The organism is Microbacterium sp. Se5.02b (assembly GCF_019464375.1).
GTDB lineage: Bacteria > Actinomycetota > Actinomycetes > Actinomycetales > Microbacteriaceae > Microbacterium.
The window spans coordinates 2,070,941-2,095,348 of record NZ_CP080491.1; the positions used below are offsets into that span (position 1 = coordinate 2,070,941).

A 24,408-nucleotide genomic window follows, 5' to 3' on the forward strand; every position below is an offset into this window, starting at 1 on the left:
AGCGTTCACGCACCGACGACAGCGACGCCGCGTGCGCGAGCGACGTCGGCCAGACGACGGTCGAAGGTGGCGAGCGTGGCGCCGAAGGCTTCTGCTGTCGCCAGGACGGCGCAATCCGGCAGATTCAGTGAGGAAGTCGCGCGAAGACGCGCGATGTGCACGGGCTCGTCGACGGGTTCCTCTCGTCGCATCAGCCCGAGGGAATCGATCTTGGCGAGGTCGGTCAGCTCGGTCCCGTGGCGTGCGGGGTGGACCAGAGCTTCCGCCAGCGTCAACGGATGGATCACCAGATCCTCCTCCGTATCGAGGATCCCGAACGCGGCATCCTGGTGGACGTCATCGATGGACAGATGCGCGATGAGCACTCCGGCATCGACGACGATCACTCCGGCCAGTCCTTCCGAAGGTCGTCCAGATAGCCGGGCGGGTAGGCGACCGTGCCTCTCGTCGCTTCCAGCGCAGCGCGTCGCGCCGCCCGCTTAGCTGAGCGCCTCCCCGCGATGGTCTCGGCGCCCAGACTCGCGAGTCTGGCGACCAGTTCGGACTTCGGGATGCCGGGCCACTCCTGCGCCGCGAGTTCCAACGCGTCCCGAAGCTGCGCGGTCTGCGTAACCTGTATGCGGGTCAATGCGGTGGGCATGTCAGCAGAGTACCACCGGCGCGCCGAGGTGGTACAGGTCAGCTGGCTTCCTGCAGCACCGGGTCGGTGACGTCGTCGATCTTGGAGGAGCGGATCGGGTGTCCGGCGGTCGACAGGCAGCGACCGGTCTTCAGATCCCACTTCCAGTCGTGCATGCTGCACGTCAGGATGCCGTCGTCATCGACCTTGCCGGTCTTCGTGAGGTCGGCACGCAGGTGCGGGCAGCGGCGCTGCACCACCCAGTCGCCGATCTCGGCGTCCTCGGTCTGATCGGTCTGCTCCTGGTACCAGTTCTCGACGTACTCGATGCGGTCGACCGAGAGGCACTTGAGGAACGTCGTGAGGAACTCGTTGAACTTGCCGCTGCGTCCCACCGAGAACTGCATGGAGAGGAAGATCGAGTTCGACCAGTCGATCTCGTGGTCGCGGATGTTGGTCGAGACGAGGTCTGCCGGAATGGTGTACCAGTAGACGCACTCCTCGCCTGCGTACTCCCGGACCTTCGCCCGCGGGAAGTCGACGACCATGTCGAGGTCGCCGATGCGGAAGCGGACATGCCCTCCGACGCCGAGACGGATCGTGCGCGATTTCTTCAGGAGCGGCTCCCACCACTCCTTGATCGCCGCGAGCATCTCGGCGGGCGGGATGATCTCCGCGCGAGTCGCCTCCTCGTCACGGATCTCCTGCTGGCGGCTGGCGCGCTGCTCCTCGAGGTACTCCCACTTGTCGTCGAAGATGTGGGCGATCTCGGCCTCGGTGTACAGCGTCTGCTCTGTGCTGACGACGCCGCCTTCGACCGTGACGACCGTGCCGGGGATGAAGAGCTGGCCGTCGTACTGCGGCGCGAGCTCCTTCATATGCGCGAGGAACTGCTTCTGATCGGTGAAGATCGACTCGCCGTTCTTGCCCACCCCGTTGTACTGGAACAGTTCGTCGCGCAGGAACATGGGCGGACCGGCCATCGGGAAGACGTGCGGGGCGTCCACCTTCTCGATGTAGTACATGGCCCGCTTGTTCTGCGCCTCGCGCTTGAGGCGGGCGAAGTTCTGCTTGGCGTCGAGCGGCAGGTCGTAGACCATGGGCCACCAGATGGCACCGGAGACCTGGGTGAAGTAGGCGTCGGGCGTGCCGAAGTCGAGCAGTTTCTCGAGGTCGAGCGGGTGCGAGTCGTTCTGGTTCAGGATGGACCCGGTGCCGTCGTCCACGCTCAGCGAGGAGTCGCCGATGGGGCCGTCGCTGGGTGCGCGCAGCGGTGTGATCATCATCTTCAGCTCACCGCGCTGGATCACCTGGCCGGCCGGAGCGTAGGTGATGTTCGTGTAGCCGAGGGCACGGATGTCCTGCTCCAGGTCGTCGGTCGGGTACTCCGGAAGCAGCACCTCGATGTCCTTGCGGATGTAACGTTCGAGGAGCTTCGGGTCGAAGTGGTCGCGGTGGCGGTGCGAGATCCAGAGGAAGTCGGCTTCGCGCCCGAGACGCTCCCAGTCGAGACCCCTGTTGTCGGGGAACGGGAACCACGATCCGTAGAACGACGGCCCGAGGACGGGGTCGCAGATGATGTTCCCGCCCGACGTCTCGATGAACATCCCGGCGTGGCCGAGTCCCGTGATCCGCATTGCATTCCTCCCGAAAGTGAACGGTTCGATTGTACCGAGGGCTCCCTGTGCGCCCCGTCGACCGGGCCGGGAGTAATCCGGTCAGCCCCCGAAGAGTCCACGGATGTCGTCGGCGGAGAGGGATTGCGAGAACAGCGCCTCGTCATCCAGCACGGCTGTGAAGAGGCGAGCCTTGCGGCGTTGCAGGTCGAGCACCTTCTCCTCGATCGTCCCGGTCGCGATCATCCGATACACGAACACCTGGCTGCCCTGTCCGATGCGGTGTGTACGGTCGATCGCCTGTGCTTCCGCCGCCGGGTTCCACCACGGATCGAGGAGGAAGACGTAGTCCGCCTCGGTCAGTGTGAGTCCGAATCCGCCGGCCTTCAAGCTGATCAGGAACACCGGCTGCTCCCCCGCGGTGAACCCGTCGACAACCTTCTGTCGGCGGCGGGTCGAGCCGTCCAGATGGGCGTAGGGGATGCCGGCGGCGTCCAGGCGCGCGGCCGCCAGGTCCAGAAACGACGTGAACTGGCTGAACACGAGCGCCCGATGCCCCTCGGCCTGCAACTCGACCACGCGCTCGAGCAGCACGTCGAGCTTGCGCGAACCGATCTTCGCGTCCTCGGGGTCGATGAGTCCGGGGGCGAGGCTGAGCATGCGCATCAGAGTGAGAGAGCGGAACACGATGAACCGGTTGCGGTCCAGGTCTTCGAGCAGGCCGAGCACCTTCTGCCGCTCACGCTGCAGCACCGTCTCATAGAGTGCCCGGTGGGACGAGCTCAGTTCGACCTCGAGGATCTGCTCCTGTTTGGCCGGAAGCTCCGGAGCGACATGTTCCTTGGTACGTCGTAGAAGCAGAGGGCGGATGCGTCTGCGCAGCTGCTCGAGGCGGCGTCGACGGTATGGCCCCCCTTCCTCGTTCTCGGGTACCTTTCCCTGCTCGATCGGCTGGATGTACTGCTCGCGGAACTTCCGCGCCGATGCGAAGAGTCCCGGCGCCGTGAGCTTGAGCAGCGCCCACAGTTCGCTGAGGCTGTTCTCCATCGGGGTCCCGGTGACCGCGAAGGTCACATCGGCCTGGAACGAGGAGACCGCACGGTGCAACTTGGTCGCCGGGTTCTTCACGAACTGCGCCTCATCGAGGATCAGACCCGCCCACCCCACAGTTGCGTACGCGACCTCGTCGAGGCGCGCGACCGCATAGGTCGTGATGACGACATCGACGTCGGCGAGGGCGCTGTCCAGGCGCGGCCCCTGCGTACTGGGGCGCAGCAGCACGCGAAGCGTCGGCGCGAATCGTGCGGCCTCATCCCGCCAGGTGGCCAGCACCGACGTCGGCACCACGACGAGGAACGGGCGCTTCTCCCCCGCCTCTCGGGCGTGCACCATGAGGGCGAGAAGCTGGAGCGTCTTGCCGAGACCCATGTCGTCCGCGAGGATGCCGCCCAACCGATGGCTCCACAGGAACGCGAGCCAGTTCAGTCCGTCCTGCTGATACGGGCGGAGCCCGGCGGTGATTCCGCTCGGCGCCGGGACAGCGGGCACGGAGGTCGCACTCCGCAGGCTCTCCGCGGTCGCGCGCCAGCTCACGGCGGGCAGTGCCTCGTCGGCGAGGTCTTCGAACTCCTCCCAGAGATCGGTCTGATAGCGGCTGATCCGCGGACCCGTCTCCCACTCGTCGAGATCACCCGACTCGTCGATCAGCTCCCGCAGCCGATCGAGTGCCCGATGGTTCAGTGAGAAATAGCTGCCGTCCACCAGGAGCAGCTTCTTCCTCCCCTTGCTGAGAGCCGTGAACAGAGGCTCGAACGGGATCGTGCGCCCGTCGATCTTCACCAGGACACCGAGATCGAACCAGTCGGGATCGGTGCTCTCGACGGTTGAGACCGTGATCTCCGGTTCGCCCGTGAGCTCATGGTAGGTCTTGCGCCGTCCGGAGACGGCGACCTCGACGCCCGCGGCTTCCAACGCAGGGACCACACGCGTCATGAACTCGGCGGCCTCGATGTCGTGGAAGGAGCCCGCTGCGGCGAGCGGCTCTCCCCGGTGCTCCGTCCAGACGGACTGGAGCGCATCGCGCACTGTCTGCTCTGCGGGGAGATCTCGCACCGCATGCCCGCTCGAGGTGAAGGGCACCCGCCCGAAACCGCGGTAGTCCCACTCGAACGCGTACCTGACGGTGTCGCCGCGGAGGAAGGAGAGACCCAGCACGGCTTTCGGCGGGGGCAGCACCGGCAGCTCGACGCGGCCGACGGGGCGCACCTCGATACGCCGTGCCAGCAGAGGGTAGGCATCGCGAAAGAACGCCGCCTCGTCCTGCGCGGGCACGTCCACGCCGCCGCGGCCGCCCAGCAGGGCACGGACCGGTTCGCTCATCGGCAGCTCGGCGAGAGCCACGCGGAGCTGCGTGCCGAGCACGGCGACCTCGTAGACACCGCTGTGCCCGATCGCCCGGACGGTGACGGGGTCCACGTCGCGGCCGCCGAAGGCGATCGTGGGGCGCACCACGAGACCGCCATCGTCGTCCCGGCCAACGGTCGCCCTGATCGTGGCGTCCTCGGCGAGCTCGACGGTGGTGTTCTTCTGCGCGGCCACCAGCGGGATGCCGATGTCCGCCCCGGTCCGCAGATGCCCCCACAGGAGGCCGGATTCGATCAGGTCGGCGACCAGCCAGTCGCCCGCTGTGCCGGAGAGGAGTGTGTCACGGGCGATGCTGAGCAGATCGGCGAACCATCGGGAGCGATCACGTCCGTACTGCGTCGGAGAGCGTCGCACCGCATCCCAGGTCGCTGTGCCCTGCACCCACGCGCCAGACGCCAGGCTCTTCTCGAGCGGGCGGATCCCCAACAGGATCTCGCCCGTGCCTTTCGCGACGTCGCGCGCGGTCGCCGTGCGTGGAGGACGCGATGCCCAGGGATTCGCACCGCTGCCGTCGCGCACCCGGAGTTCGATGCCGAGCGCGAGCGACGTCTGCGCCTCATCGCGTCGCCCCCGAGGATCGACCGCCAGTCGCCGGCCGAAGTTCCTTCGGAGCGGGAGGGATCGAGCGGGAGAGCCATGCACCCATCCTCTCCGACACCGCCGACACTGCCGTGCGTCGGAAAGATCAGGCGGCGCGGGCCACCCGCGCGAGGACGCCGTGCACGAACGCGCCGGAGTCGTCGGTCGAGAACTCCTTGGCCAGCTCCACGGCCTCATCGATCGCGACGGCCGTCGGCACCTCGTCGTTGTAGAGGATCTCCCAGACGGCGATGCGGAGCAGGGCGCGGTCGACCGCAGGCATCCGCTCGAGCTTCCAATCGCGGCTGTGCGTGGTGATCTGCTCGTCGATGTCGTCGCGCGAGTCGATGATGCCGTCGACGATCTCGCGGGCATACAGCCACGAAGCCTCGCGGGCGGGCTCGCTCGCCGCGCGCTTCGCCTCGGCGGCCAGAGTCACCGCGAGGTCATCCCCGCGCACGTCAGCCGAGAACAGGATGTCGAGAGCGCGCTTGCGCGCCTTCGTCCGGGCGCTCACGCCTTACTTCTCGCGGCCGAGGTAGTCGCCCGTGCGGGTGTCGACCTTGACCTTGGTACCGGCCTCGACGAACAGCGGCACCTGGATCTCGTAGCCGGTCTCGAGCGTCGCGGGCTTGGTGCCGGCCGACGAGCGGTCGCCCTGCAGGCCCGGCTCGGTGTAGGTGATCTCCAGGACAACCGAGGCCGGGAGGTCGATGTACAGCGGGTTGCCGTTGTTGAGGGCGATCGTGACGTTCTGGTTCTCGAGAAGGAAGTTCTTCGCATCGCCGACCGTGGCAGCGCCGACCGTGATCTGGTCGAAGTCGGTCTGGTCCATGAAGACGTAGCCATCACCGTCGGTGTACAGGTACGTGTAGTCGCGGCGGTCGACGTTCTCGATCTCGATCTTCGCGCCGGCGTTGTAGGTGCGGTCGACGACCTTGCCCGACACGACGTTCTTCAGCTTGGTGCGCACGAACGCACCGCCCTTGCCGGGCTTGACGTGCTGGAACTCGATGACGCTCCAGAGCTGCCCGTCGATGCTGAGGACGACGCCGTTCTTGATGTCTGCGGTAGATGCCATGCGCTGCGAGTTCCGTTCGTGTGTCTGCGGGGTCGGGCGGAGCCGACAGTCGATTCTACGGGATCAGCGGCTCGGCCCCGCACGTCCGGGCGCGACACCCGCGTTCCCGAGCGACCGACGACGCCGCGAACGTTCGAAGGACCACCCCGGATGTGGTCCCGAGATTGCGGGACCCCGAGGCGAAGCGCGTCGAATGCGGCAGCCACACGAGAACATAGTGCGGCGACGCATCGCATGAACACCCCGTTGACGTGCGGCTCTTCGACGCTCACCCTGGGCGCAGAGGAGGTGCACTCATGTCGGGAAGGGCCGCACGCAGGCGCAGGACGGATCAGGGTTCCGGCCTGGATCCCACGCTGGTGACCAGTCAGCCGGCGCTTCGTTCGTCCTCGGGCGCCATCTGGATCATCGTGGGATCGCTGTTCGCCGCGCTCAGCCTGGTGCCGTTGATCGCGATCGTCACGAACGGCGGTCCGGCCGGGTCGGTCGCCCTCGTGACGGCGACCCTGGTGGTGTGCAGTCTCGTCGCGATGGTGGTGCTGCGGTCGACCCTCCGCGACGGACCGCCGCGGCTTCGCGCCATGGCGGGGTGCTTCCTCGCGATGGCGCTGATCGCCCTCCTCGGGATGGTGATCTGCGTGATGATCGTGTGGATCCCCCTGACGGGATGATCGGTGCCTCGTCAGAGCTGCGCGATCAGATCCCGCACCGCATCGCGGTACCCGTCGACGCCTCGCCCGATGACCCGCACCGCTGCGACATCGTGCAGGTACGAGTGGTGACGGAACTCCTCACGCGCGTAGACATCCGAGATGTGCACCTCGGCGAACGGGAGCGACACCCCGGTGAGCGCGTCGCGGAGCACGACCGAGGTGTGGGTGAGGCCGCCCGGGTTGATCACGATCGCCTCGCACTCGCCGCGCGCCGCGTGGATCGCATCGATCAGCACGCCCTCATGGTTGCTCTGCACCGCGCGCACCTCGAAGCCGAACTCCGCTGCCGCGTCGGCGGTGATGCGCTCGACGTCCGCGAGGGTCGACGTGCCGTAGACCTCCGGCTCCCGCGTGCCCAGCAGGTTCAGGTTCGGCCCGTTGACCAGCAGGATGCGACGTGTCACGCTCCGACCTCCTGATACGCGGCGAAGAGCAGCGACTCATCGGGCGCCTGCAGCACGGTCGGCTTCGCGATGTCGTCGAGCAGGATGAACCGCAGCATCCCGCCGCGGCTCTTCTTGTCGCGCTGCATCGTCGCCAGCAGCTGCGGCCACGCGCCGGCCCGGTACGAGGTCGGAAGGCCCAGCGACTCGAGAATGGTGCGGTGTCGTTCCGCGGCGGCATCCGACAGTCGGCCGGCGAGACGCGACAGCTCGGCGGCGTACAGCATGCCCACCGAGATCGCGGCACCGTGTCGCCAGCGGTACCGCTCCGCGTGCTCGATCGCGTGGCCGAGCGTGTGTCCGTAGTTGAGGATCTCGCGCAGCCCCGCCTCACGGAAATCGTCCGAGACGACCTTCGCCTTCATGTCGATGGCGAGCTCCACCGCGCGACGGAACTCCTCGGTGGTGGTGTCGACAGCGCGCGTCGGATCGGCTTCCACGATGTCGAGGATCTCGGGCGCCCAGATGAACCCCGCCTTGACGACCTCCGCGAAGCCCGCTGTCGCCTCGTTCGGGCTGAGGCTCGCGAGCTCGTCGAGGTCGCCGATCACGGCGCTCGGCGCCCAGAAGGCACCGACCAAGTTCTTGCCCTCGGCCGTGTTCACACCCGTCTTGCCGCCGACCGCGGCATCGACGAGGCCGAGCACCGTGGTCGGCACCTGGACCAGCTGCACGCCGCGAAGCCAGGTCGCGGCGACGAACCCGGCGAGGTCGGTCACCGCTCCCCCGCCGTAACCGACCACGGCATCGCTGCGCGTGAAGTCCGCCTGCCCCATCACCTGCCAGCAGAACGCCGCGACCTCGATGCGCTTCCCCTGCTCCGCGTCAGGGATCTCGGCGAGCAGCACCTCGCGCGGGCCGTCTGCCGTGTCGGCGAGCAGCCGATCGCGGAGCTCGGCCGCGCGTGCGGCGAGCGTCGGCGGGTGCACGACCAGGATCTTGCGCACTCCTGGCGCGAGGGCCGCCGATACCCGGTCGAGGACTCCCCGTCCGATCGTGATGCCGTAGGCGTCGTTCCCGGTGACGCTGATGGTCGTCGTGCTCATCGCTGCTCTCTCCTCCATGCCACGATCTCGTCCGCGATCTTCTGCATCGGACGACGCGAGGTGTCGAAGGTCGTCGAGGCGACCTCGGCGTACCACCCCCGACGGTCCTCGAAGATCTTCTTCCACCGCTCCACCGGATCCTCTTCCCCGGCCAGCAGGGGGCGGTTGCTGCCCCGCAGCCGGTCGGCCACCGCCTCAGGGCTGACCGTGAGGAACACGACCGGATGATCCTTCAACAGATCACGGGTTCCGGATTGGGTGACTGCTCCCCCGCCCAACGAGATCACACCGCCGTCGGAGAGCGCCTCGGCCACGGCCGCCCGCTCGAGGTCGCGGAAGTAGGCCTCCCCTGCTCGGCGAAGATGCCGGGGATGGGACCGTGCTCGGCGACGATGCGCTTGTCGGTGTCGATGAAGGCGACGCCGAGCCGACGCGCGACGCGGCGACCGACGCTGGTCTTGCCGGCGGCCATCGGGCCGACCAGCACCAGCGTCAGCGGATCAGCCGCGCTCGTCATGCGCGATGAGCGCCGCCTCGGACGCCGGTGTCGTACGCAGCTCCGCCGGGATGCCGTCGAGGTATCCCTCGAGGTTGCGTCGCGTCTCGCGGATGCTGTCGCCCCCGAACTTCTCGAGCACGGCGTTCGCGAGTTCGACCGCCACCATGGCCTCGGCGACCACACCGGCAGCGGGAACGGCGCACACGTCGGAGCGCTGATGGTGGGCGGTCGCGTCGTCGCCCGTCGCGATGTCGATCGTGCGCAGCGCGTGCGGGACGGTGGCGATCGGCTTCATCCCCGCGCGGACGCGCAGCACGGTCCCCGTCGACATGCCCCCTCGGTGCCGCCCGCCCGATCCGAGCCTCGAGTGATGCCGTCGGCGGTCGCGAACAGCTCATCATGCGCGGCCGATCCACGGCGTCGCGTGGTCTCGAAGCCGTCGCCCACCTCGACGCCCTTGATGGCTTGGATGCTCATGAGCGCCTGCGCGAGCCGCGCATCGAGACGACGGTCCCAGTGCACGTGCGACCCGAGTCCCGGCGGCAGGCCGTAGGCGAGCACCTCGACGATGCCGCCGAGCGTGTCGCCGTCCTTCTTGGCGTCATCGACCTCGGCTACCATCAGAGCGGACGTCGCGGGGTCGAAGCACCGCAGCGGGTCGGCGTCGAGGGCCTCGACGTCGTCCGGCGTCGGCAGCGGAGAGCCCGCGGGCACCTGGACCGGGCCGATCGACAGCGTGTGGCTCACAAGGCGGATGCCCAGCTCGTCGAGGAACGACCGGGCGATCGCTCCGAGGGCGACGCGCGCGGCCGTCTCCCGAGCGCTCGCGCGCTCGAGGATCGGACGCGCCTCGTCGAAGTCGTACTTCTGCATACCGACGAGGTCGGCATGCCCCGGGCGAGGACGCGTGAGCGGGGCGCTGCGCCCGCGTGACTTGTCGGTCAGGTCGACGGGCTCGGGGTTCATGACCTCGATCCACTTCGGCCACTCGGTGTTGCCGATGCGCAGCGCGATCGGGCTGCCCAGGCTCTTGCCGTGACGGACGCCGCCGGAGACGGTGAGCTCGTCCTGCTCGAACTTCATGCGCGAGCCGCGGCCGTAACCGAGCTTGCGTCGTGCGAGGTCGGCCTGGATGGCCTCGGACGAGACCGGGACGCCGGAGGGCAGACCCTCCATGACGGCGATGAGTTCTGGGCCGTGCGATTCGCCGGCCGTGAGCACGCGGAGCATTGCTCCAGTCTCCCACGGGTTCGGGTGCCCGCTGCGCCGCGTTTCGTCCTCGGTGCAGGTCAGAGTGCGGCGCGCATGGCGGAGACAACCGCCTGCTCGCCGGGGAGCGCGATCGTGGGGTCGCCGTGGCGGAAGATGCGGATCTGACGTACAGCCTGATGCAGGAGCATCCCGAGTCCGGATACGACGGTGCCATCGCCCCACCGCGACGCGAGCGCCGAGGGCCACGGCGCGTAGGCCGCGTCGAACAGCACGCCGCCGGTCTCTGCCAGCGCGGAGGCGGAATCGATGGGGAGCTCCGTGCCGCTGGGCAACGTGGCGATCGTCAGCTCGACGGCCGCCGGTACGTCGTCGAGCGAGCTGGTGTCCACGACGACGCCGGAACGGGCACCGAGGGCCCGCAGTCCGGCGGCACGCTCCGGCCGCCGAGCTCGCACCTCGACATGGGTCGCGCCCATCTCGGCCGCCGCGACGAGCGCAGACGCCGCCGTCGCTCCCGCACCGAGGATGCGCACGGATCCGACCCGGGTGATTCCCGCTTCGCCCAGCGCATCGACGATGCCGCCGACGTCGGTGTTGAAGCCGACGGGAGCGTCGCCGAGGAGCAGCGTATTGACCGCCCCGCTGAGTTCCGCGTGGCGATCCTTCGTTGCGGCGACTCGGAACGCCTCCTCCTTCAACGGCATCGTGAGCGAGAGGCCACGCCACGTCGCGTCGAGTGCGCCCACCGTGGAGCGGAACGCCTCGGCAGACACCTGCCGCCGACCGTACTCCCAGTCCAGTCCGAGCACGCGATAGGCGGCCGCGTGCAGATCCGGGGACTTGGAGTGCGCTATCGGGTCGCCCCAGACGGCGAGTCGGTTCCCGGTCAGCCTGCCGCGCATCCGCCGTTGTCCGGGTTGTCTCGGCACCACGCACGCCACTTCTCGACGCCGGCGAGATGCTCCTCGTAGGTCTCGGAGAACTGCGTCTCACCCGTGGCCAGGTTGACCGTCACGAAATACAGCCACGGTCCGTCCGCCGGGTGCATCGCGGCATCGATCGCCGCATCGCTCGAACTCGCGATCGGAGTAGCCGGAAGGCCCGTGTGGTAGTACGTGTTCCACTCGTTGGGATCTTCCAATGCCTCGGCCGAGCTGGACACGACACCCTGGTGCAAGGTGCCGTAGCCGTACTGCGCCGTCGAGTCCATCTGCAGCTTCATGTCGATGTCGAGGCGATTCTGGATCACCCGCGAGACCTTCGCGAAGTCATCCGTCCGGCCCTCACGCTGGATGATCGAGGCGATCGTCAGCACGCGCTGCGCGTCCCCCTCCGGCACGCCGGCCTTCGTGAGCGACTCGCGCGTCCGGTCCACCATGCGCTGGATCACCTGGGTCGCGGTGACGTCGGGATCGAACTCATACTTCGCCGGGAACAGCCAGCCTTCGAGGCTCGGCGCGTCGACGCCGTACACGGAAGGGTCCTTGACCGCGGCCTCGAAGTCGGCGAGGGGGATGCCGAGCGTGTCGGCCATCGTGGGCAGCGACGAGACGATCGTCGCCCCCTCCGACATCAGCACCGTGTTCGCCATCTTGTTTCCGTCGTCCTGCAGAGCCGCGAGAGCGGCCTCGGCCGTCATCTTCTGCTGAAGCCGGTACACGCCGGGGTAGAAGGTCACGGCGACGTTCTCGTCGACGAGGTAGTCGTAGAACACGTCCTCGGTCTTCGTGACGCCCGCTTCGTAGAGCGCGCTCGACACCGGAGAGCCCGTGTCGCCGCTCTTGATCGTGACGAAGGCCTCACCGGTCGCCAACCCCGGCTCCCAGTCCTTCGGCTCGCCCCACCCCATCGCGTCGGCGATCTTGTCGCCGTACGTGTTCGCCACCCACACCCCGGCGGCCGCGATGCCGCCGAGGATCGCAAGGACGATGATCAGGGCGATCAGACATCCCTTGCGGCGCTTCTTCTTCGGCGTCGTGTCGACGTGGTCGTCGTGCGGGGCGAAGAGGTCGTCCAATCCACCGCCGATGACCGGCTCGGGAGCGTCGGACACGGTGGGGGCCGACGCCTCGGACGGGATCCGGGGAACGGCACGGGTGGGAGTGTCCGCAGCGTCGGCGGACGCACGGACCGGGATCGGCGACGGGCCTCCGGCATTCGAAGGGATGGCGCCGTCGGCGGAGGCCCGCACCGGTACCGGGGACGGCTCGGGGCCGATCCTGGCGCACCCGCTGCTGCTTCGCGGGCGGCGCGGCGCGATCCTGGCGCAGGCGCGCTGTTGTCGACGGTCGGGATCTGTCGAGTCGGCTCCGGGAGGTTCTCGAACAGGTCGCCCAAGCGCGATTCGGGGTCGTGCCGGGGGGTAGCGCTGTCACGTTCGGACATCGTCAGGCGGGCTCCTCGTCGGACGGGATCATGGCACCGGCCGGGTTTCCGGTGCTCTTCTCCATGTCGATCGCCTGCTGCAGAAGCACCACGGCGGCGACCTGATCCACAATGCTACGAGACTTCTTCTGAGATCTCCCGGAACTGCGCAACGCCGCGTGCGCCGTCACCGTGCTCAGCCGCTCGTCGACCAGCCGGACGGGAACCCCGCTGCGCCGGTGCAGAGCCGCAGCGAAGTCCCGCGCGTCGATGGTCGAGAGAGTGTCGGCGCCCTGCATGTTGACCGGCAATCCGACCACGAACTCCAGCAGGTCATACTCGCCCGCGATCTGCAGGATGCGGTCGATCGACGCCTCGTCGCGCGGCACGGTCTCCACCGGAACCGCGAGCATCCCGTCGGGATCGCAGCGTGCGACTCCGACCCGCGCCCTGCCGACATCGATGCCGAGCCGCACCCCGCGGCGGAAGCCGCTCACGCGAGGCGCAGCTCCTGCGCGATGGCGTCCAACGCAGCCGGCAGAGCCGCTGCGTCGGAGCCGCCGCCCTGAGCGACGTCATCGCGACCGCCTCCCCGCCGCCGAGCACGCCTGCGGCACGCTTCGCCAGCGCACCGGCCTTCGCTCCGGAGGCCCGCGCAGCATCGTTGGTCGCCACGACCACGACCGGGCGGCCACCGACGACGGCGCCGAGCGCGACGACCGCTGCATCGGATCCGAGGCGATCGCGGACACCGTTCACGAGATCGCGCACGTCGTCTGCCGACGCCACCTCGCCCAGGCTCTGCGACGCCAGACGGAACGGACCGACTCGCGTCGCAGCCTCGACGATGGCAGGGACCTGTCCCGCGCGCTCCTTCGCCTCGAACTGCGCGATGCGCTTCTCTGCCGCCTTCAGGCTCGCGGTGAGGTCGGCGATCCGCTCCGGCAGCTGCTCGCGCGGGGTCTTCAGCGAACTGGTGAGCTGCGACACGATCGCGCGCTCGGCGGCGAGTTCGCGGAACGCATCCGCGCCGACGAGAGCCTCGATACGGCGGTTCGAGGCTCCGACGGACGACTCTCCGACCAGGCTCACCAGACCGATCTCCGCGCTCGTGCTCACGTGGGTTCCGGCGCAGAGTTCACGCGACCACGGGCCGCCGATGTCGACCATGCGCACGACATCGCCGTACTTCTCGCCGAACAGCGCCATGGCTCCGGCTTCCTTCGCCTCGTCGAGCGACACGATGCGCGTGGTCACTTCGAGGGCATCCTGGACCGCACGGTTGGTGATGTCCTCGATCTCACTGCGGGTGTCGACGGACAGCGCCTGCGACCAGGAGAAGTCGAAGCGCATGTAGCCGGCACGGTTCAGGGAGCCCGCTTGCGTCGCGGTCGGGCCGAGCGTGTCGCGCAGAGCCGCGTGCACCAGGTGCGTCGCGGAATGGGCCTGGCGTGCGGCCCGGCGATTGGCCGCATCCACGATCGTCGTCGCGACGTCGTCGATCGCCACGCTTCCGCGCGCGACCTCGACCGTGTGACTGATCAATCCGGGCACTGGCTTCTGCACGTCGAGCACCTCGAGCTCGTAGCCGGGTCCGACGATGGTGCCCTTGTCGGCGACCTGCCCGCCGGACTCCGCGTAGAGCGTGGTCTCGGTGAGCACGACCTCGGCGATCTGCCCCTCGGATGCGCTGCGGACCGGAACACCGTCGACGAGGAGTCCGATCACACGAGACTCGACCTCGAGCGCGGTGTAGCCGTCGAAGCCGGTCTCGCCCTGCGCGCGCAGGTCACGGTAGACCGACACGTCGGCGAGCTGACGCTTGCGGTTGCGGGCGTCGTCCTTGGCGCGCTGCCGCTGCTCCTGCATGAGCGAGTCGAAGGCCGCGCGGTCGACGTCGAGGCCGGCCTCCTCTGCGACCTCGAGGGTGAGGTCGATCGGGAAGCCGTAGGTGTCGTGCAGCAGGAAGGCCTCAGGTCCGCTAAGGGTCTTGCCGCCGCGGTTCTTCGTCTCGTCGAGTGCCAGGTCGAGGATGGTCGACCCGGAGGCGAGCGTGCGGCGGAAGGTCTCCTCCTCCGCGAACGCCGACGCGGACAGCACCGACCAGTCCTTCTCGAGAACCGGGTACGCCGACTTCATGGCGTCACGCGACGAGGCGAACAGCTCGGGGAACACCGGCTCGTCGACGCCGAGAAGACGCATCGCGCGAACAGTGCGACGCATCAGGCGCCGGAGGATGTATCCGCGTCCCTCGTTGGAGGGGCGTACGCCGTCGGAGAGCAGCATGAGCGAGGAGCGCACATGGTCGGCGACCACGCGGAAGCGGACATCGTCTTCATGCACCGCTCCATAGCGGCGACCGGAGAGCTCGATGGCGCGGTCCAGCACCGGACGCACCTGGTCGGATTCGTACATGTTGTCGACGCCCTGCTTGAGGAACGCGACGCGCTCGAGGCCCATGCCGGTGTCGATGTTCTTCATCGGCAGCTCGCCGACGATGTCGAACTCGGTCTTGCTGCGGATGTTCTCGATGAAGTCCTGCATGAACACGAGGTTCCAGATCTCCAGGAACCGGGAGTCGTCGACCGCGGGACCGCCGTCCTTGCCGTACGCAGGACCCCGGTCGAAGAAGATCTCGGAGTCGGGGCCGCCTGGGCCGGGCTGCCCGGTGTTCCAGTAGTTGTCCGCACGCCCGAGACGCTGGATGCGCTCGGGCTTCAAGCCGATGATGTCGCGCCAGATCGCCTCGGCCTCGTCGTCGGTCTCATAGACGGTGACCCAGAGGTCCTTCTCGTCGAAGCCGAGACCGCCGTCGGACTCGGAGCTCGTCAACAGCTCCCAGGCGTAGCGGATCGCGCCTTCTTTGAAGTAGTCGCCGAACGACCAGTTGCCGAGCATCTGGAAGAACGTGCCGTGACGCGCGGTGCGACCGACCTCTTCGATGTCGTTGGTGCGGATGCACTTCTGCACATCGGCGATGCGCGGATGCGGGGCGGGGACGACACCCGTGAGATACGGGATCATCGGCACCATCCCGGCGACCGTGAACAGCAGCGACGGGTCATCGCTGACGAGAGAGGCCGAGGGGACGATGAGGTGGTCGTTCTTCTCGAAGAAGTCGAGGTAACGCTGCGCGATCTCCGCAGTTTTCATAGGGGTGCCGGGTGTCCTTGCGTGAAGATGCCGCGCCGGAGCGCTGCGGTGGTTCAGTTGTCGCCCGGCTCCGTGAGCCGTGCCTCCTGCTCGCGGTAGGCATCGCCGAGGATCGCGGTGAACCCGTTGATCCTGGCATCGACCTCGGCGAGGATGTCGTGGCCGCGAGGGTCCTTGTTCATGAAGTGAGCCGCGACGAAGCCGCCGATCACGCCGATCAGGAACCACAGCACGTTCTTCATGTCGCCATCCTTGCCTTTACCCGCGAGGGCGCGGTGCCTCCATCGTATGCGGAAACGACAGGAGGCGTCGGGAATCCCCGACGCCTCCTGCCTGTGTTCTCTGTCGCTGGATCAGCGAGCCGCGTAGTACTCGACGACGAGCTGCACTTCGCAGGTCACGGGGACCTCAGCGCGCTTCGGACGACGAACCAGACGCGACTGGAGCTTGTCGAGCTCGACCTCGAGGTAGCCGGGAACCGGGGGCAGGACCTCGGCGTGACCGCCGGCTGCTGCCACCTGGAAGGGCTCGGTGCCCTCGCTCTTGGCCTTGACGTGGATGAGCTGACCCGGCTTCACGCGGAACGACGGGCGGTCGACGAGCTGGCCGTCGACGAGGATGTGACGGTGCACGACGAGCTGGCGAGCCTGCGCGGTGGTGCGGGCGAAGCCCGAACGCAGCACGAGCGCGTCGAGACGCATCTCGAGCAGCTCGACCAGGTTCTCACCGGTCAGACCGTCGTGACGACGGGCCTCGTTGAACGTGTTGCGCATCTGCTTCTCGCGGATGCCGTACTGCTCGCGCAGACGCTGCTTCTCACGCAGACGGACGGCGTAGTCGCTGTCTGCCTTGCGCTTGGTGCGGCCGTGCTCGCCCGGAGCGTAGGGACGCTTCTCGAGGTAGCGGGCGGCCTTCGGGGTGAGAGCGACGCCGAGGGCGCGGCTGAGACGCACCTTGCGGCGGTCCTGGGACTTCGTGGTCACGAAGTTATCCTTCCGATGACGTGGTCGCGTCTTTCACGACTCACGGACGTATCGTCCGCGTTCTGCCTTGGAGCGCACGCCGGGGCGCCAGCAAGGTGTGGTGTGAACGAGGAGATGCCCGAAAACTCGGTTTCGAGCCGCTCAAGTCTAACAGATCGTGATTCCCGCGCCGATCGCGCCCTCAGCGGTCGCCGAGGATCCGGCGGATGCGTTCGAGCCGTGAGCCGATGTCGCGCTCGGCGCCGAGGTTCTTGGGTTCGTAGTAGTGCTTGCCGTCGAGCTCGTCCGGCAGGTACTGCTGCGGGACGATGCCGTACTCGCTGTCGTGCGAGTACCGATAACCGCGACCGTGTCCCAGCCGCTTCGCGCCGGGGTAGTGCGCATCGCGCAGGTGCAACGGGACGCGCCCGAAGCCGCCGGCGCGGATGTCCGCGATCGCGGCATCGATGCCGACGTACGCGGCGTTGGACTTCGCCGTGGTCGCGAGGTAGACCGTAGCCTCGGCGAGCGGGATGCGCCCCTCGGGCATGCCGATGAACGCGACCGCGTCGGCGGCGGCGACCGCGATGCCGAGGGCCTGGGGTCGGCGAGCCCCACGTCTTCGGAGGCGGAGATCACGAGACGCCTCGCGATGAAGCGCGGGTCTTCTCCTGCCTCGATCATGCGCGCGAGGTAGTGCAGCGCCGCATCGGGGTCGGAGCCCCTGATCGACTTGATGAACGCGCTGATCACGTCGTAGTGCTCATCGCCCTGCCGGTCGTAGCGCAGCAGCGCTTTGTCGACCGCCTGCGCGACGTCGTCGGCCGAGACCTCCGGTACGACTCCCCCGCCCTCGGCCGTCGCATCGCCCTCGTCTTCTCCGGCGTCGCGTTCGGCCGAGGTCGCATGAGAGAGCGCGACCGCCGCTCCGGCCTCGAGCCCGGTGAGCGCGCGCCTCGCGTCACCGGAGGCGAGGCGGACCAGCGACGCCCGCGCTTCGTCGCTCAGCACGACGGCGCCGTTGAGTCCGCGCGCATCCGAGACGGCGCGGTCGACGAGCACACCGATGTCGTCGTCGGTGAGCGGCTGGAGCGTCAGCAGCAGTGAGCGCGACAGCAACGGCGAGATCACCGAGAACGAGGGGTTCTCCGTGGTCGCGGCGATGAGGATGACCCAGCCGTTCTCGACGCCGGGAAGCAGAGCGTCTTGCTGCGCCTTCGTGAAGCGGTGGATCTCGTCGAGGAAGAGGATCGTCGTCTGCCCGTACAGATCACGCTGCGTGATCGCCTCCTGCATCACCTCTCGCACGTCCTTGACCCCCGCGGTGATCGCCGAGAGCTCGACGAACCGGCGCCCCGACGAGCGGGCGATCGCCTGAGCGAGGGTGGTCTTCCCCGTGCCGGGCGGACCCCAGAGGATGATCGACACCGCACCGGGCGAATTCGCCTCCGGATCGGCGAGGGCGACGATGGGAGAACCTGCGCGCAGAAGGTGGCGCTGCCCCGCGACCTCGTCGAGCGAGACCGGACGCATGCGCACGGCGAGAGGCGTCTGCCCGGAGAGCAGCGCGGCAGGGGACGTCATCCCTCCAGGCTACCGGCGGCTGCCGACACTTCGGGCAACGCACCGACGTCCCGGTAGGCTCTCTCCCGACGTCGCGCACCGGCGTCGGGATGGGAGATCCAGGGCATGGCCGCACGCGGTTCGAAGAACGCACAGGCGCGCACCTCGGCGGAGCGCGCGCGACTGCACACCGCCCGCACGCAATGGCATGAGGGGCAGATCCGACGTCGCGTCCGCGACAACACGATCGCCGCGATCGCCGGCGGCCTCATCGTGGTCGCTGCGATCGGCAGCCAGGTCGTGCACGCTCAGGTGACCGCACCCGAGCCGACCCCGACGCCGACCGTGGAACCGGAGCCCACTCCCTCAGTCGACCCTTCCGCGACGCCGACCGAGACACCGCTCCCCGACAGCACGGAGACTCCGGCCGGATAGCCGAGCGTCCTGGCGGCTCTAGCCCCGCACGGGAAGCACGTAGGACGCGGGGTCCTCTTCCAGACGGGCGCCGACGAGTGTGCGAAGTGCGCCGTACGCCGACGCGTCTCCCACCAGGATCCCGCCCAGCAGGGTGTGCGCATCTTCGGCGAGCACCAGCTTCCGGTAGACGCCCGCGACGGGATCGGCGTAGAGCACGTCCACGGCATCCGGTGTCCGTGTCAACGCATCACCGAAGCTCGCGACCTCGACCCCTGCCACGGTCGCCGCCGCCGATTCGTCCGATCCGATGAACGACCGCGTACCGCCGAGCAGTCGTTCGGCTGCGACCTCCGCCATGTCGTAGGCCGCACCGGTACGACCCGCGCGACGACCCTCGAAACAGGCGACGTCGCCGATCGCGAGCACGGCGGCGTCCGGTACGGCATCCTTCGTCGATCACGACGCCCCCGCGCGGGTGGACCTCGATGTCGGCATTGCGGGCGAGCTCGTCACGCGCCCGCATCCCGACCGTGAACACCACGACGTCCACCCTCTGGAACGATCCGTCCTGGAACTCGATCGCCGTGACGGCTCCGGACTCGTCCGGGTCGATCCTGGTCACCCTGGTGGCCGTGCGGACGGCGATGCCCCGCGCCTGGAGATGCCGCTTGACGATGCTTCCCGCTGTGACGTCGAGCTGCGCATCCATCAGTCGCTCCGCATACTGGACGACGGTCGCGGCGATCCCCATCGTCTGCAACGCCCCCGCCGCCTCGAGCCCGAGAGGACCACCGCCGACGACCACGCCGCGGAGAGAGCGTCCCAGTTCGTCGCTGCGGGTCCGCACGAACCGTCGCAGATCTTTCGCGTCGTCGATCGTCCGGTAGGCGAAGCACCCAGGCAGCGCCGCCCCTCGACCGCGACCCTGGCGGAGTACGCCCCCGTCGCCAGAACCAGCATGTCGTACCTGTACACGCGACGGGATCGCGTACGCACCGTCTTCGCACGACGGTCGATGCGCAGCACACGGTCGTCCAGGATCACGGAGACCCGGTCGTCCTCGAATGCCGGACACGGCAACCGGAGGTCGCCTGCCGCGGCGCCGAGGAACAGCTCACGCAACCGGGTGCGGTCGTACGGCGGGCGATTCTCATCCCCGATCACCGTGACACGCACCGGCGCCGACTCTGACGCCACGAGCCGCGCGACGAACCGTTGCGCGGCCATCCCCGCTCCGACGACGACGATCTCGAGGGGTGACGGTCGGGTCGACATCAGGGCAGCTCCTTTCACCGGCGGTCATGCCGTCGCCCCTGACGCTATGCGCGTCGTGTTTCCCGAATGTCACGGAATGTGTTTCCTGCGGGTGAACGATCTGCGACGCTCCTGGACGAGGGTGCTCGGTCATCGGACGAGACGATCCGACGGCTTCCGGTCGGGCGTACTAGGCTGAGCCTCGTCCTTTCCGCCTCCCGCGGCCTGACCGCGCAAGGAGAATCACGTGTCTGCCAACGAGCCCTCGAAGCCGACTCCCCCCGTCCCCGCACCGCCGGCCGTGCCGATGCCGCGAAAGGCGCCGAGTCCGGCTGCCGTCGCGTCCGTCGCTCCGGTCCCGGCCGCGTCATCGACATCCGCCGAATGGGGCCGCGTCTCCGACGACGGCACCGTGGAGGTCCGCGAAGGCGAGACCTGGCGTGTCGTCGGCCAGTACCCGGATGGCACCCCCGAAGAAGCGCTCGCTTACTTCGTGCGCAAGTTCGACGACATCGCCTTCAAGGTGCGCGCCCTGGAACAGCGTCAGCAGTCCGGCGGCGCCTCTGCGAGCGATCTTGCGAAGCAGGCAGGGCACCTCATCGACGAGGCGACCGACGCCGCCGCCGTCGGAGACCTGGCGGGCCTCCGCGAGCGTCTGAACGCACTCACCGCCTCGCTCTCCGAAGCGACGGAGCAGGAGGCGCAGCAGGCGAAGGAACTCGTCGACAAGGCGATCGCCGACCGCACCGCTCTCGTCGAACAGGCCGAAGCCATCGCGGCGCGCGACCTCAGCAAGGTGCAGTGGAAGCAGGTCACGGCCGAGCTCGGCGAGCTGTTCGACGCCTGGCAGGCCCAGCAGCAGGGCGGCCCCCGGCTCTCCAAGGGGATCTCGCAGCAGCTCTGGAAACGGTTCCGCGACGCGCGGGCTGTCGTGGACAAGCAGCGGCGCGCGTTCTACTCCGAGCTCGACGACGCGCACAAGAGTGCCCGGGATGCGAAGACACGACTCGTCGAGCGCGCCGAAGCTCTGGCTCCTCGCGGAACGGACGGCATCCCCGCCTACCGCACCCTTCTCGACGAGTGGAAGGCTGCCGGACGCGCTGGTCGGAAGGCGGACGACGCCCTCTGGGCACGGTTCAAGGCCGCGGGCGATGCCCTCTACGCGGCACGGGCAGAACAGGCCGCTGCCGAGGAGGCCGACTCCGCTCCGAAGATCGAGGCACGCCAGGCGCTTCTCGAGGAGGCGAAGGCTGTCGCCGACGAATCCGACATCAAGCGTGCTCGCGCGCTTCTGACGCGGATCCAGCGTCAGTGGGACGAGATCGGCCGCATCTTCCCTCGGGAGAAGGAGCGGGCCCTCGACGACAAGCTCCGGGCGATCGAACAGGCGCTGAAGGGCCGCGAAGACGTCGACTGGAAGCGGAACAACCCCGAGACCAAGGCACGCGCGAACGACATGAGCTCGCAGCTTCTCGAGGCGATCGAGAAGCTCGAGGCCGAGGTCGCCGCGGCCGAGAAGGCCGGAGACAAGAAGGCCGCGAAGGCCGCCGCTGACGCGCTCGAAGCCCGTCGCGCCTGGCTGAGTGCCCTCGGCGGCTGATCACTTCTCCACAGGTCTCCGCGACCATCGAGCACGCGGGGTGCGCTGCGCCAGACTGGCGTGGTGCACCCCGCGTTCCTCTATCTGCCCGGCGAGCGATTGAGCCAGAGCGAACTCAGCGCCGCGCGCATCGACGGCCACGTGGTCGAGATGGGCGACGCATACGTCCCCGCCGACCTGGTGGAGGCACCGGACGTCCGAGCGAGCAGCATCGCCGCACTGATCCGTCCCGGCACCGCGGCGTCGCACCAGACGGCGGCATGGGTCCACGGTGCAGGTGATGCCCCACCAGCGGTGCATCACGTCAAGCGCAGCATCGACCGCAGGATACGCCTCGGCACCAGCTCTCGACTCGTCTTCCACGACACGGTGCTCCCCGCGGCAGACATCGCCACGGTCGGCGGCATCGCGGTGTCCCGACCCGTACGGACGATGCTCGACCTCGCCACGACGCTGCATCGAGATCCTCGGGTCCTGGTGTGGATGCACCGCCTTGCGATCGTCTTCCCCGATGTCGCGGATGCCGCAGCGGACGCGCTCCACGAGTTGAGGCGCGTGCCGGGAAGTCGAGCCGGGCTGTCGGCGTTGCGGCGGGTCTCGGTCAGGAGGAGGTGACGCGGTAGACGTCGTACACGGCGTCGATTCTCCGCACCGCGTTGAGCACACGGTCCAGATGCACGGCATCGCCCATCTCGAACACGAACCGGCTCAACGCCAATCGCTCATCGGTCGTCGAGACCGTCGCCGAGAGGATGTTGACGTGGTGTTCGCTGAGTACACGCGTGACATCCGAGAGCAGGCCGGAGCGGTCCAGCGCTTCGACCTGGATCTGCACACGGAACACGCTCTTCGTGGTCGGCGCCCACGAGACGTCGACAAAGCGGTCCTGCTCCGAGCTGAGGGCCTTCACGTTGACGCAGTCCGCCCGATGGACGGAGACACCGCTGCCGCGCGTCACGAACCCGACGATCTGATCACCGGGAACAGGAGTGCAGCACTTCGCGAGCTTGACGAGGATGTCGTTGGCACCGCGCACCAGCACACCCGAATCCCCGGAACGGGGCTCGCGGGTCTGCACGCTGCCGGGAAGGTCGATCGCCCCCGTCGTGGGATCGTTCGCCGCCACGAGTGCGGTGACCTTCTCCAACACCGACTGGGTCGAGACATGTCCTTCGCCGACGGCGGCGTAGAGCGCCGAGACGTCTTCGTAGTGCAGGCCCCTGGCCACCTCGGCGAACGAGTCCTGGCTCATCAGGCGCTGCAGCGGCAGGTTCTGGCGACGCATCGCGCGGGCGATCGCCTCCTTGCCCTGCTCGATCGCCTCCTCCCGCCGTTCCTTCGTGAACCATCCGCGGATCTTGTTGCGGGCGCGCGTGCTGGCGACGAAACCGAGCCAGTCCTGGCTGGGACCGGCGTCCGGGTTCTTCGAGGTGAACACCTCGACCACGTCACCGCTCTTGAGTTCCGACTCGAGCGGCACGAGGCGGCCGTTCACCTTGGCCCCCATCGTGCGGTGGCCGATCTCGGTGTGCACGGCGTAGGCGAAGTCCACCGGCGTGGCGCCGGAGGGGAGGCCGATCACCCGACCCTTCGGAGTGAAGACGTAGACCTCTTTCGCGCCGATCTCGAAACGGAGGGAGTCGAGGAACTCACCGGGGTCGGCGGTCTCCGCCTGCCAGTCGGAGATGTGCGCGAGCCACGCCATGTCGGTGTCGGAGGCACGCACCTCCGTCTTGCCCCCGCCGTTCATGCGCTCCTTGTACATCCAGTGCGCTGCGACGCCGTACTCGGCCTGGTGGTGCATCTCGTGCGTGCGGATCTGGATCTCGACCGTGCGCCCGGCGGGGCCGATCACCGTGGTGTGCAGCGACTGGTAGAGGTTGAACTTCGGCGTGGCGATGTAGTCCTTGAAACGACCAGGCAGCGGCGTCCACCGTGCATGGATGGCACCCAGCACGGCGTAGCAGTCGCGCACGGAGGCGACGAGCACCCGGATGCCGATCAGGTCGTAGATGTCGTCGAACTCGCGGCCGCGGATGACCATCTTCTGGTAGACCGAGTAGAGCTGCTTCGGGCGGCCGACCACCTTGCCGCGGATGCGGAGATCGCGCAGGTCTTCGTCGATCTCCTCGACCACCTGGTTCAGGTACTTCTCGCGCTGGGGAGTGCGCTGCGCGATGAGGCTGTGGATCTCGTTGTAGATCTTCGGATGGAGCACCGCGAAGGAGAGGTCCTCGAGCTCCGACTTGATCGCCTGGATTCCGAGGCGATTCGCCAGTGGGGCGTAGATCTCGAGGGTCTCCTTGGCCTTCTTCGACGCCTTCTCAGGCGGGACGAAGCCCCATGTCCTCGCGTTGTGCAGCCTGTCGGCGAGCTTGATGAGCAGCACCCGGATGTCTTTCGACATCGCGACGATCATCTTGCGCACGGTCTCGGCCTGAGCGCTCTCGCCGTACTTGACCTTGTCGAGCTTGGTCACGCCGTCGACGAGCATCGCGACCTCGTCGCCGAACTCCGCCGTGAGATCGGTGAGGGCGTACCCCGTGTCTTCGACCGTGTCGTGCAACAGCGCCGCGGCGATCGCCCGTGGACCGAGACCGAGCTCCGCGAGGATCTGAGCGACCGCGAGCGGGTGCGTGATGTACGGCTCGCCGCTCTGGCGCTTCTGGCCCTCGTGCTTCTCTTTCGCGACCGCGTACGCGCGCTCGATCACGGAGAAGTCGCCCTTGGGGTGGTTGACGCGGACCGTGCGGATCAGGTTGTCGAGGTCGTTGATCCTCGACGCGCGGGAGAAGATGCGGGGAACCAGTCGTCGCAGACTCGAACCCTGCGATGACGTCTGCGGTTCCGCCATCAACTCACC

General features: G+C 68.2%; 19 protein-coding genes and 6 pseudogenes. 4 read left to right on the plus strand and 21 right to left on the minus strand.

Annotated features, from left to right (window positions below; translation table 11 throughout):
• Positions 1 to 5: 5 nt before the first annotated feature.
• The 6 genes from K1X59_RS10250 to efp form a co-directional block, all read right to left on the minus strand.
• A complete protein-coding gene (locus K1X59_RS10250; RefSeq protein WP_183150051.1) occupies positions 6 to 386 on the minus strand; it encodes a PIN domain-containing protein in 381 nt (126 codons plus the stop codon).
• Positions 383 to 640 carry a hypothetical protein gene (locus tag K1X59_RS10255; protein WP_183150052.1) on the minus strand — a complete coding sequence of 86 codons (258 nt, stop codon included), beginning with the start codon at positions 638 to 640 and terminating at the stop codon, positions 383 to 385. Before K1X59_RS10255 ends, K1X59_RS10250 begins: the two co-directional genes overlap by 4 nt.
• 38 nt (positions 641 to 678) lie before the next feature.
• Positions 679 to 2,256: a Rieske 2Fe-2S domain-containing protein gene (locus K1X59_RS10260; RefSeq protein WP_183150053.1), complete on the minus strand. Its 1,578-nt coding sequence runs from the start codon at positions 2,254 to 2,256 to the stop codon at positions 679 to 681.
• Positions 2,257 to 2,337: 81 nt separating this feature from the next.
• Complete coding sequence (locus K1X59_RS10265; protein WP_244631864.1) at positions 2,338 to 5,301, minus strand: DEAD/DEAH box helicase; 2,964 nt, start codon at positions 5,299 to 5,301, stop codon at positions 2,338 to 2,340.
• A gap of 43 nt (positions 5,302 to 5,344) precedes the next feature.
• On the minus strand, positions 5,345 to 5,755 hold the full coding sequence (gene nusB / locus K1X59_RS10270; RefSeq protein ID WP_183150054.1) for a transcription antitermination factor NusB: 411 nt from the start codon (positions 5,753 to 5,755) through the stop codon (positions 5,345 to 5,347).
• A 3-nt stretch (positions 5,756 to 5,758) separates the two neighbouring features.
• On the minus strand, positions 5,759 to 6,319 hold the full coding sequence (gene efp / locus K1X59_RS10275; RefSeq protein ID WP_183150055.1) for an elongation factor P: 561 nt from the start codon (positions 6,317 to 6,319) through the stop codon (positions 5,759 to 5,761).
• A 359-nt stretch (positions 6,320 to 6,678) separates the two neighbouring features.
• Between efp and K1X59_RS10280 the strand changes: the two genes are divergently transcribed.
• Positions 6,679 to 6,990, plus strand: a complete 312-nt coding sequence (locus K1X59_RS10280; protein WP_210274167.1) for a hypothetical protein — start codon at positions 6,679 to 6,681, stop codon at positions 6,988 to 6,990.
• An 11-nt stretch (positions 6,991 to 7,001) separates the two neighbouring features.
• Here K1X59_RS10280 and aroQ read toward each other — a convergent pair whose 3' ends face one another.
• The 11 genes and pseudogenes from aroQ to K1X59_RS10335 form a co-directional block, all read right to left on the minus strand.
• Positions 7,002 to 7,436, minus strand: coding sequence for a type II 3-dehydroquinate dehydratase (aroQ, locus tag K1X59_RS10285; protein ID WP_183150057.1), 435 nt, complete (start codon positions 7,434 to 7,436; stop codon positions 7,002 to 7,004).
• Positions 7,433 to 8,521, minus strand: coding sequence for a 3-dehydroquinate synthase (aroB, locus tag K1X59_RS10290; RefSeq protein ID WP_220173380.1), 1,089 nt, complete (start codon positions 8,519 to 8,521; stop codon positions 7,433 to 7,435). The genes aroQ and aroB overlap by 4 nt, the downstream gene beginning before the upstream one ends.
• Positions 8,518 to 9,038, minus strand: a pseudogene (locus tag K1X59_RS22845) (shikimate kinase). Before K1X59_RS22845 ends, aroB begins: the two are co-directional and overlap by 4 nt.
• Positions 9,022 to 10,250 (minus strand): annotated as a pseudogene (gene aroC / locus K1X59_RS10300) (chorismate synthase). Before aroC ends, K1X59_RS22845 begins: the two co-directional pseudogenes overlap by 17 nt.
• A 59-nt stretch (positions 10,251 to 10,309) precedes the next feature.
• Entirely contained in the window at positions 10,310 to 11,134 is an 825-nt protein-coding gene (locus K1X59_RS10305; protein WP_183150058.1) for a shikimate dehydrogenase, read from the minus strand.
• Positions 11,119 to 12,285, minus strand: a complete 1,167-nt coding sequence (gene mltG, locus K1X59_RS10310) for an endolytic transglycosylase MltG (RefSeq protein WP_244631866.1) — start codon at positions 12,283 to 12,285, stop codon at positions 11,119 to 11,121. Before mltG ends, K1X59_RS10305 begins: the two co-directional genes overlap by 16 nt.
• 334 nt (positions 12,286 to 12,619) lie before the next feature.
• Entirely contained in the window at positions 12,620 to 13,093 is a 474-nt protein-coding gene (ruvX, locus tag K1X59_RS10315) for a Holliday junction resolvase RuvX (RefSeq protein ID WP_183150060.1), read from the minus strand.
• Positions 13,090 to 15,749 (minus strand): annotated as a pseudogene (gene alaS / locus K1X59_RS10320) (alanine--tRNA ligase). The gene ruvX and the pseudogene alaS overlap by 4 nt, the downstream one beginning before the upstream one ends.
• Positions 15,750 to 15,802: 53 nt before the next feature.
• The gene (locus tag K1X59_RS10325; protein WP_017202147.1) at positions 15,803 to 15,991 is read right to left on the minus strand and encodes a hypothetical protein; all 189 of its coding nucleotides are present in this window, start codon (positions 15,989 to 15,991) and stop codon (positions 15,803 to 15,805) included.
• Between the two features lie 111 nt (positions 15,992 to 16,102).
• On the minus strand, positions 16,103 to 16,732 hold the full coding sequence (gene rpsD / locus K1X59_RS10330) for a 30S ribosomal protein S4 (protein WP_183150062.1): 630 nt from the start codon (positions 16,730 to 16,732) through the stop codon (positions 16,103 to 16,105).
• 181 nt (positions 16,733 to 16,913) lie between these two features.
• Positions 16,914 to 18,295 (minus strand): annotated as a pseudogene (locus tag K1X59_RS10335) (replication-associated recombination protein A).
• Positions 18,296 to 18,400: 105 nt separating this feature from the next.
• Between K1X59_RS10335 and K1X59_RS10340 the strand changes: the two are divergent.
• Positions 18,401 to 18,709 carry a hypothetical protein gene (locus tag K1X59_RS10340; protein WP_183150063.1) on the plus strand — a complete coding sequence of 103 codons (309 nt, stop codon included), beginning with the start codon at positions 18,401 to 18,403 and terminating at the stop codon, positions 18,707 to 18,709.
• Positions 18,710 to 18,727: 18 nt separating this feature from the next.
• On the opposite strand, the gene K1X59_RS21295 is transcribed toward K1X59_RS10340, so the two are convergent.
• The 3 genes and pseudogenes from K1X59_RS21295 to K1X59_RS22855 all read right to left on the minus strand — a co-directional run.
• Positions 18,728 to 19,117 (minus strand): hypothetical protein, encoded by a 390-nt coding sequence (locus K1X59_RS21295; RefSeq protein WP_258566780.1) that lies wholly within the window; start codon positions 19,115 to 19,117, stop codon positions 18,728 to 18,730.
• 67 nt (positions 19,118 to 19,184) lie between these two features.
• Positions 19,185 to 19,538 (minus strand): annotated as a pseudogene (locus K1X59_RS22850) (FAD-dependent oxidoreductase); the annotation flags it as partial.
• 71 nt (positions 19,539 to 19,609) lie between these two features.
• Positions 19,610 to 19,966: pseudogene (locus tag K1X59_RS22855) on the minus strand (FAD-dependent oxidoreductase); the annotation flags it as partial.
• 226 nt (positions 19,967 to 20,192) lie between these two features.
• Here K1X59_RS22855 and K1X59_RS10355 point away from each other — a divergent pair.
• The gene (locus K1X59_RS10355) at positions 20,193 to 21,545 is read left to right on the plus strand and encodes a DUF349 domain-containing protein (RefSeq protein WP_220173383.1); all 1,353 of its coding nucleotides are present in this window, start codon (positions 20,193 to 20,195) and stop codon (positions 21,543 to 21,545) included.
• A 63-nt stretch (positions 21,546 to 21,608) separates the two neighbouring features.
• Positions 21,609 to 22,160, plus strand: a complete 552-nt coding sequence (locus K1X59_RS10360; protein ID WP_183150065.1) for a type IV toxin-antitoxin system AbiEi family antitoxin — start codon at positions 21,609 to 21,611, stop codon at positions 22,158 to 22,160.
• On the opposite strand, the gene K1X59_RS10365 is transcribed toward K1X59_RS10360, so the two are convergent.
• Entirely contained in the window at positions 22,147 to 24,399 is a 2,253-nt protein-coding gene (locus K1X59_RS10365; protein ID WP_183150066.1) for a bifunctional (p)ppGpp synthetase/guanosine-3',5'-bis(diphosphate) 3'-pyrophosphohydrolase, read from the minus strand. The two genes, K1X59_RS10360 and K1X59_RS10365, sit on opposite strands and share 14 nt — an antisense overlap.
• Between the last annotated feature and the right edge of the window lie 9 nt (positions 24,400 to 24,408).

What these genes read in the sequence shown, in the direction of transcription:
- K1X59_RS10255 (WP_183150052.1), bottom strand. Translation starts at nt 640, where the DNA reads ATGCCCACCGCATTGACCCGCATACAGGTTACGCAGACCGCGCAGCTT.
- K1X59_RS10260 (WP_183150053.1), bottom strand. Translation starts at nt 2,256, where the DNA reads ATGCGGATCACGGGACTCGGCCACGCCGGGATGTTCATCGAGACGTCG.
- K1X59_RS10305 (WP_183150058.1), bottom strand. Translation starts at nt 11,134, where the DNA reads ATGCGCGGCAGGCTGACCGGGAACCGACTCGCCGTCTGGGGCGACCCG.
- efp (WP_183150055.1), bottom strand. Translation starts at nt 6,319, where the DNA reads ATGGCATCTACCGCAGACATCAAGAACGGCGTCGTCCTCAGCATCGAC.
- K1X59_RS10325 (WP_017202147.1), bottom strand. Translation starts at nt 15,991, where the DNA reads ATGAAGAACGTGCTGTGGTTCCTGATCGGCGTGATCGGCGGCTTCGTC.
- K1X59_RS10340 (WP_183150063.1), top strand. Translation starts at nt 18,401, where the DNA reads ATGGCCGCACGCGGTTCGAAGAACGCACAGGCGCGCACCTCGGCGGAG.
- aroB (WP_220173380.1), bottom strand. Translation starts at nt 8,521, where the DNA reads ATGAGCACGACGACCATCAGCGTCACCGGGAACGACGCCTACGGCATC.
- K1X59_RS10365 (WP_183150066.1), bottom strand. Translation starts at nt 24,399, where the DNA reads ATGGCGGAACCGCAGACGTCATCGCAGGGTTCGAGTCTGCGACGACTG.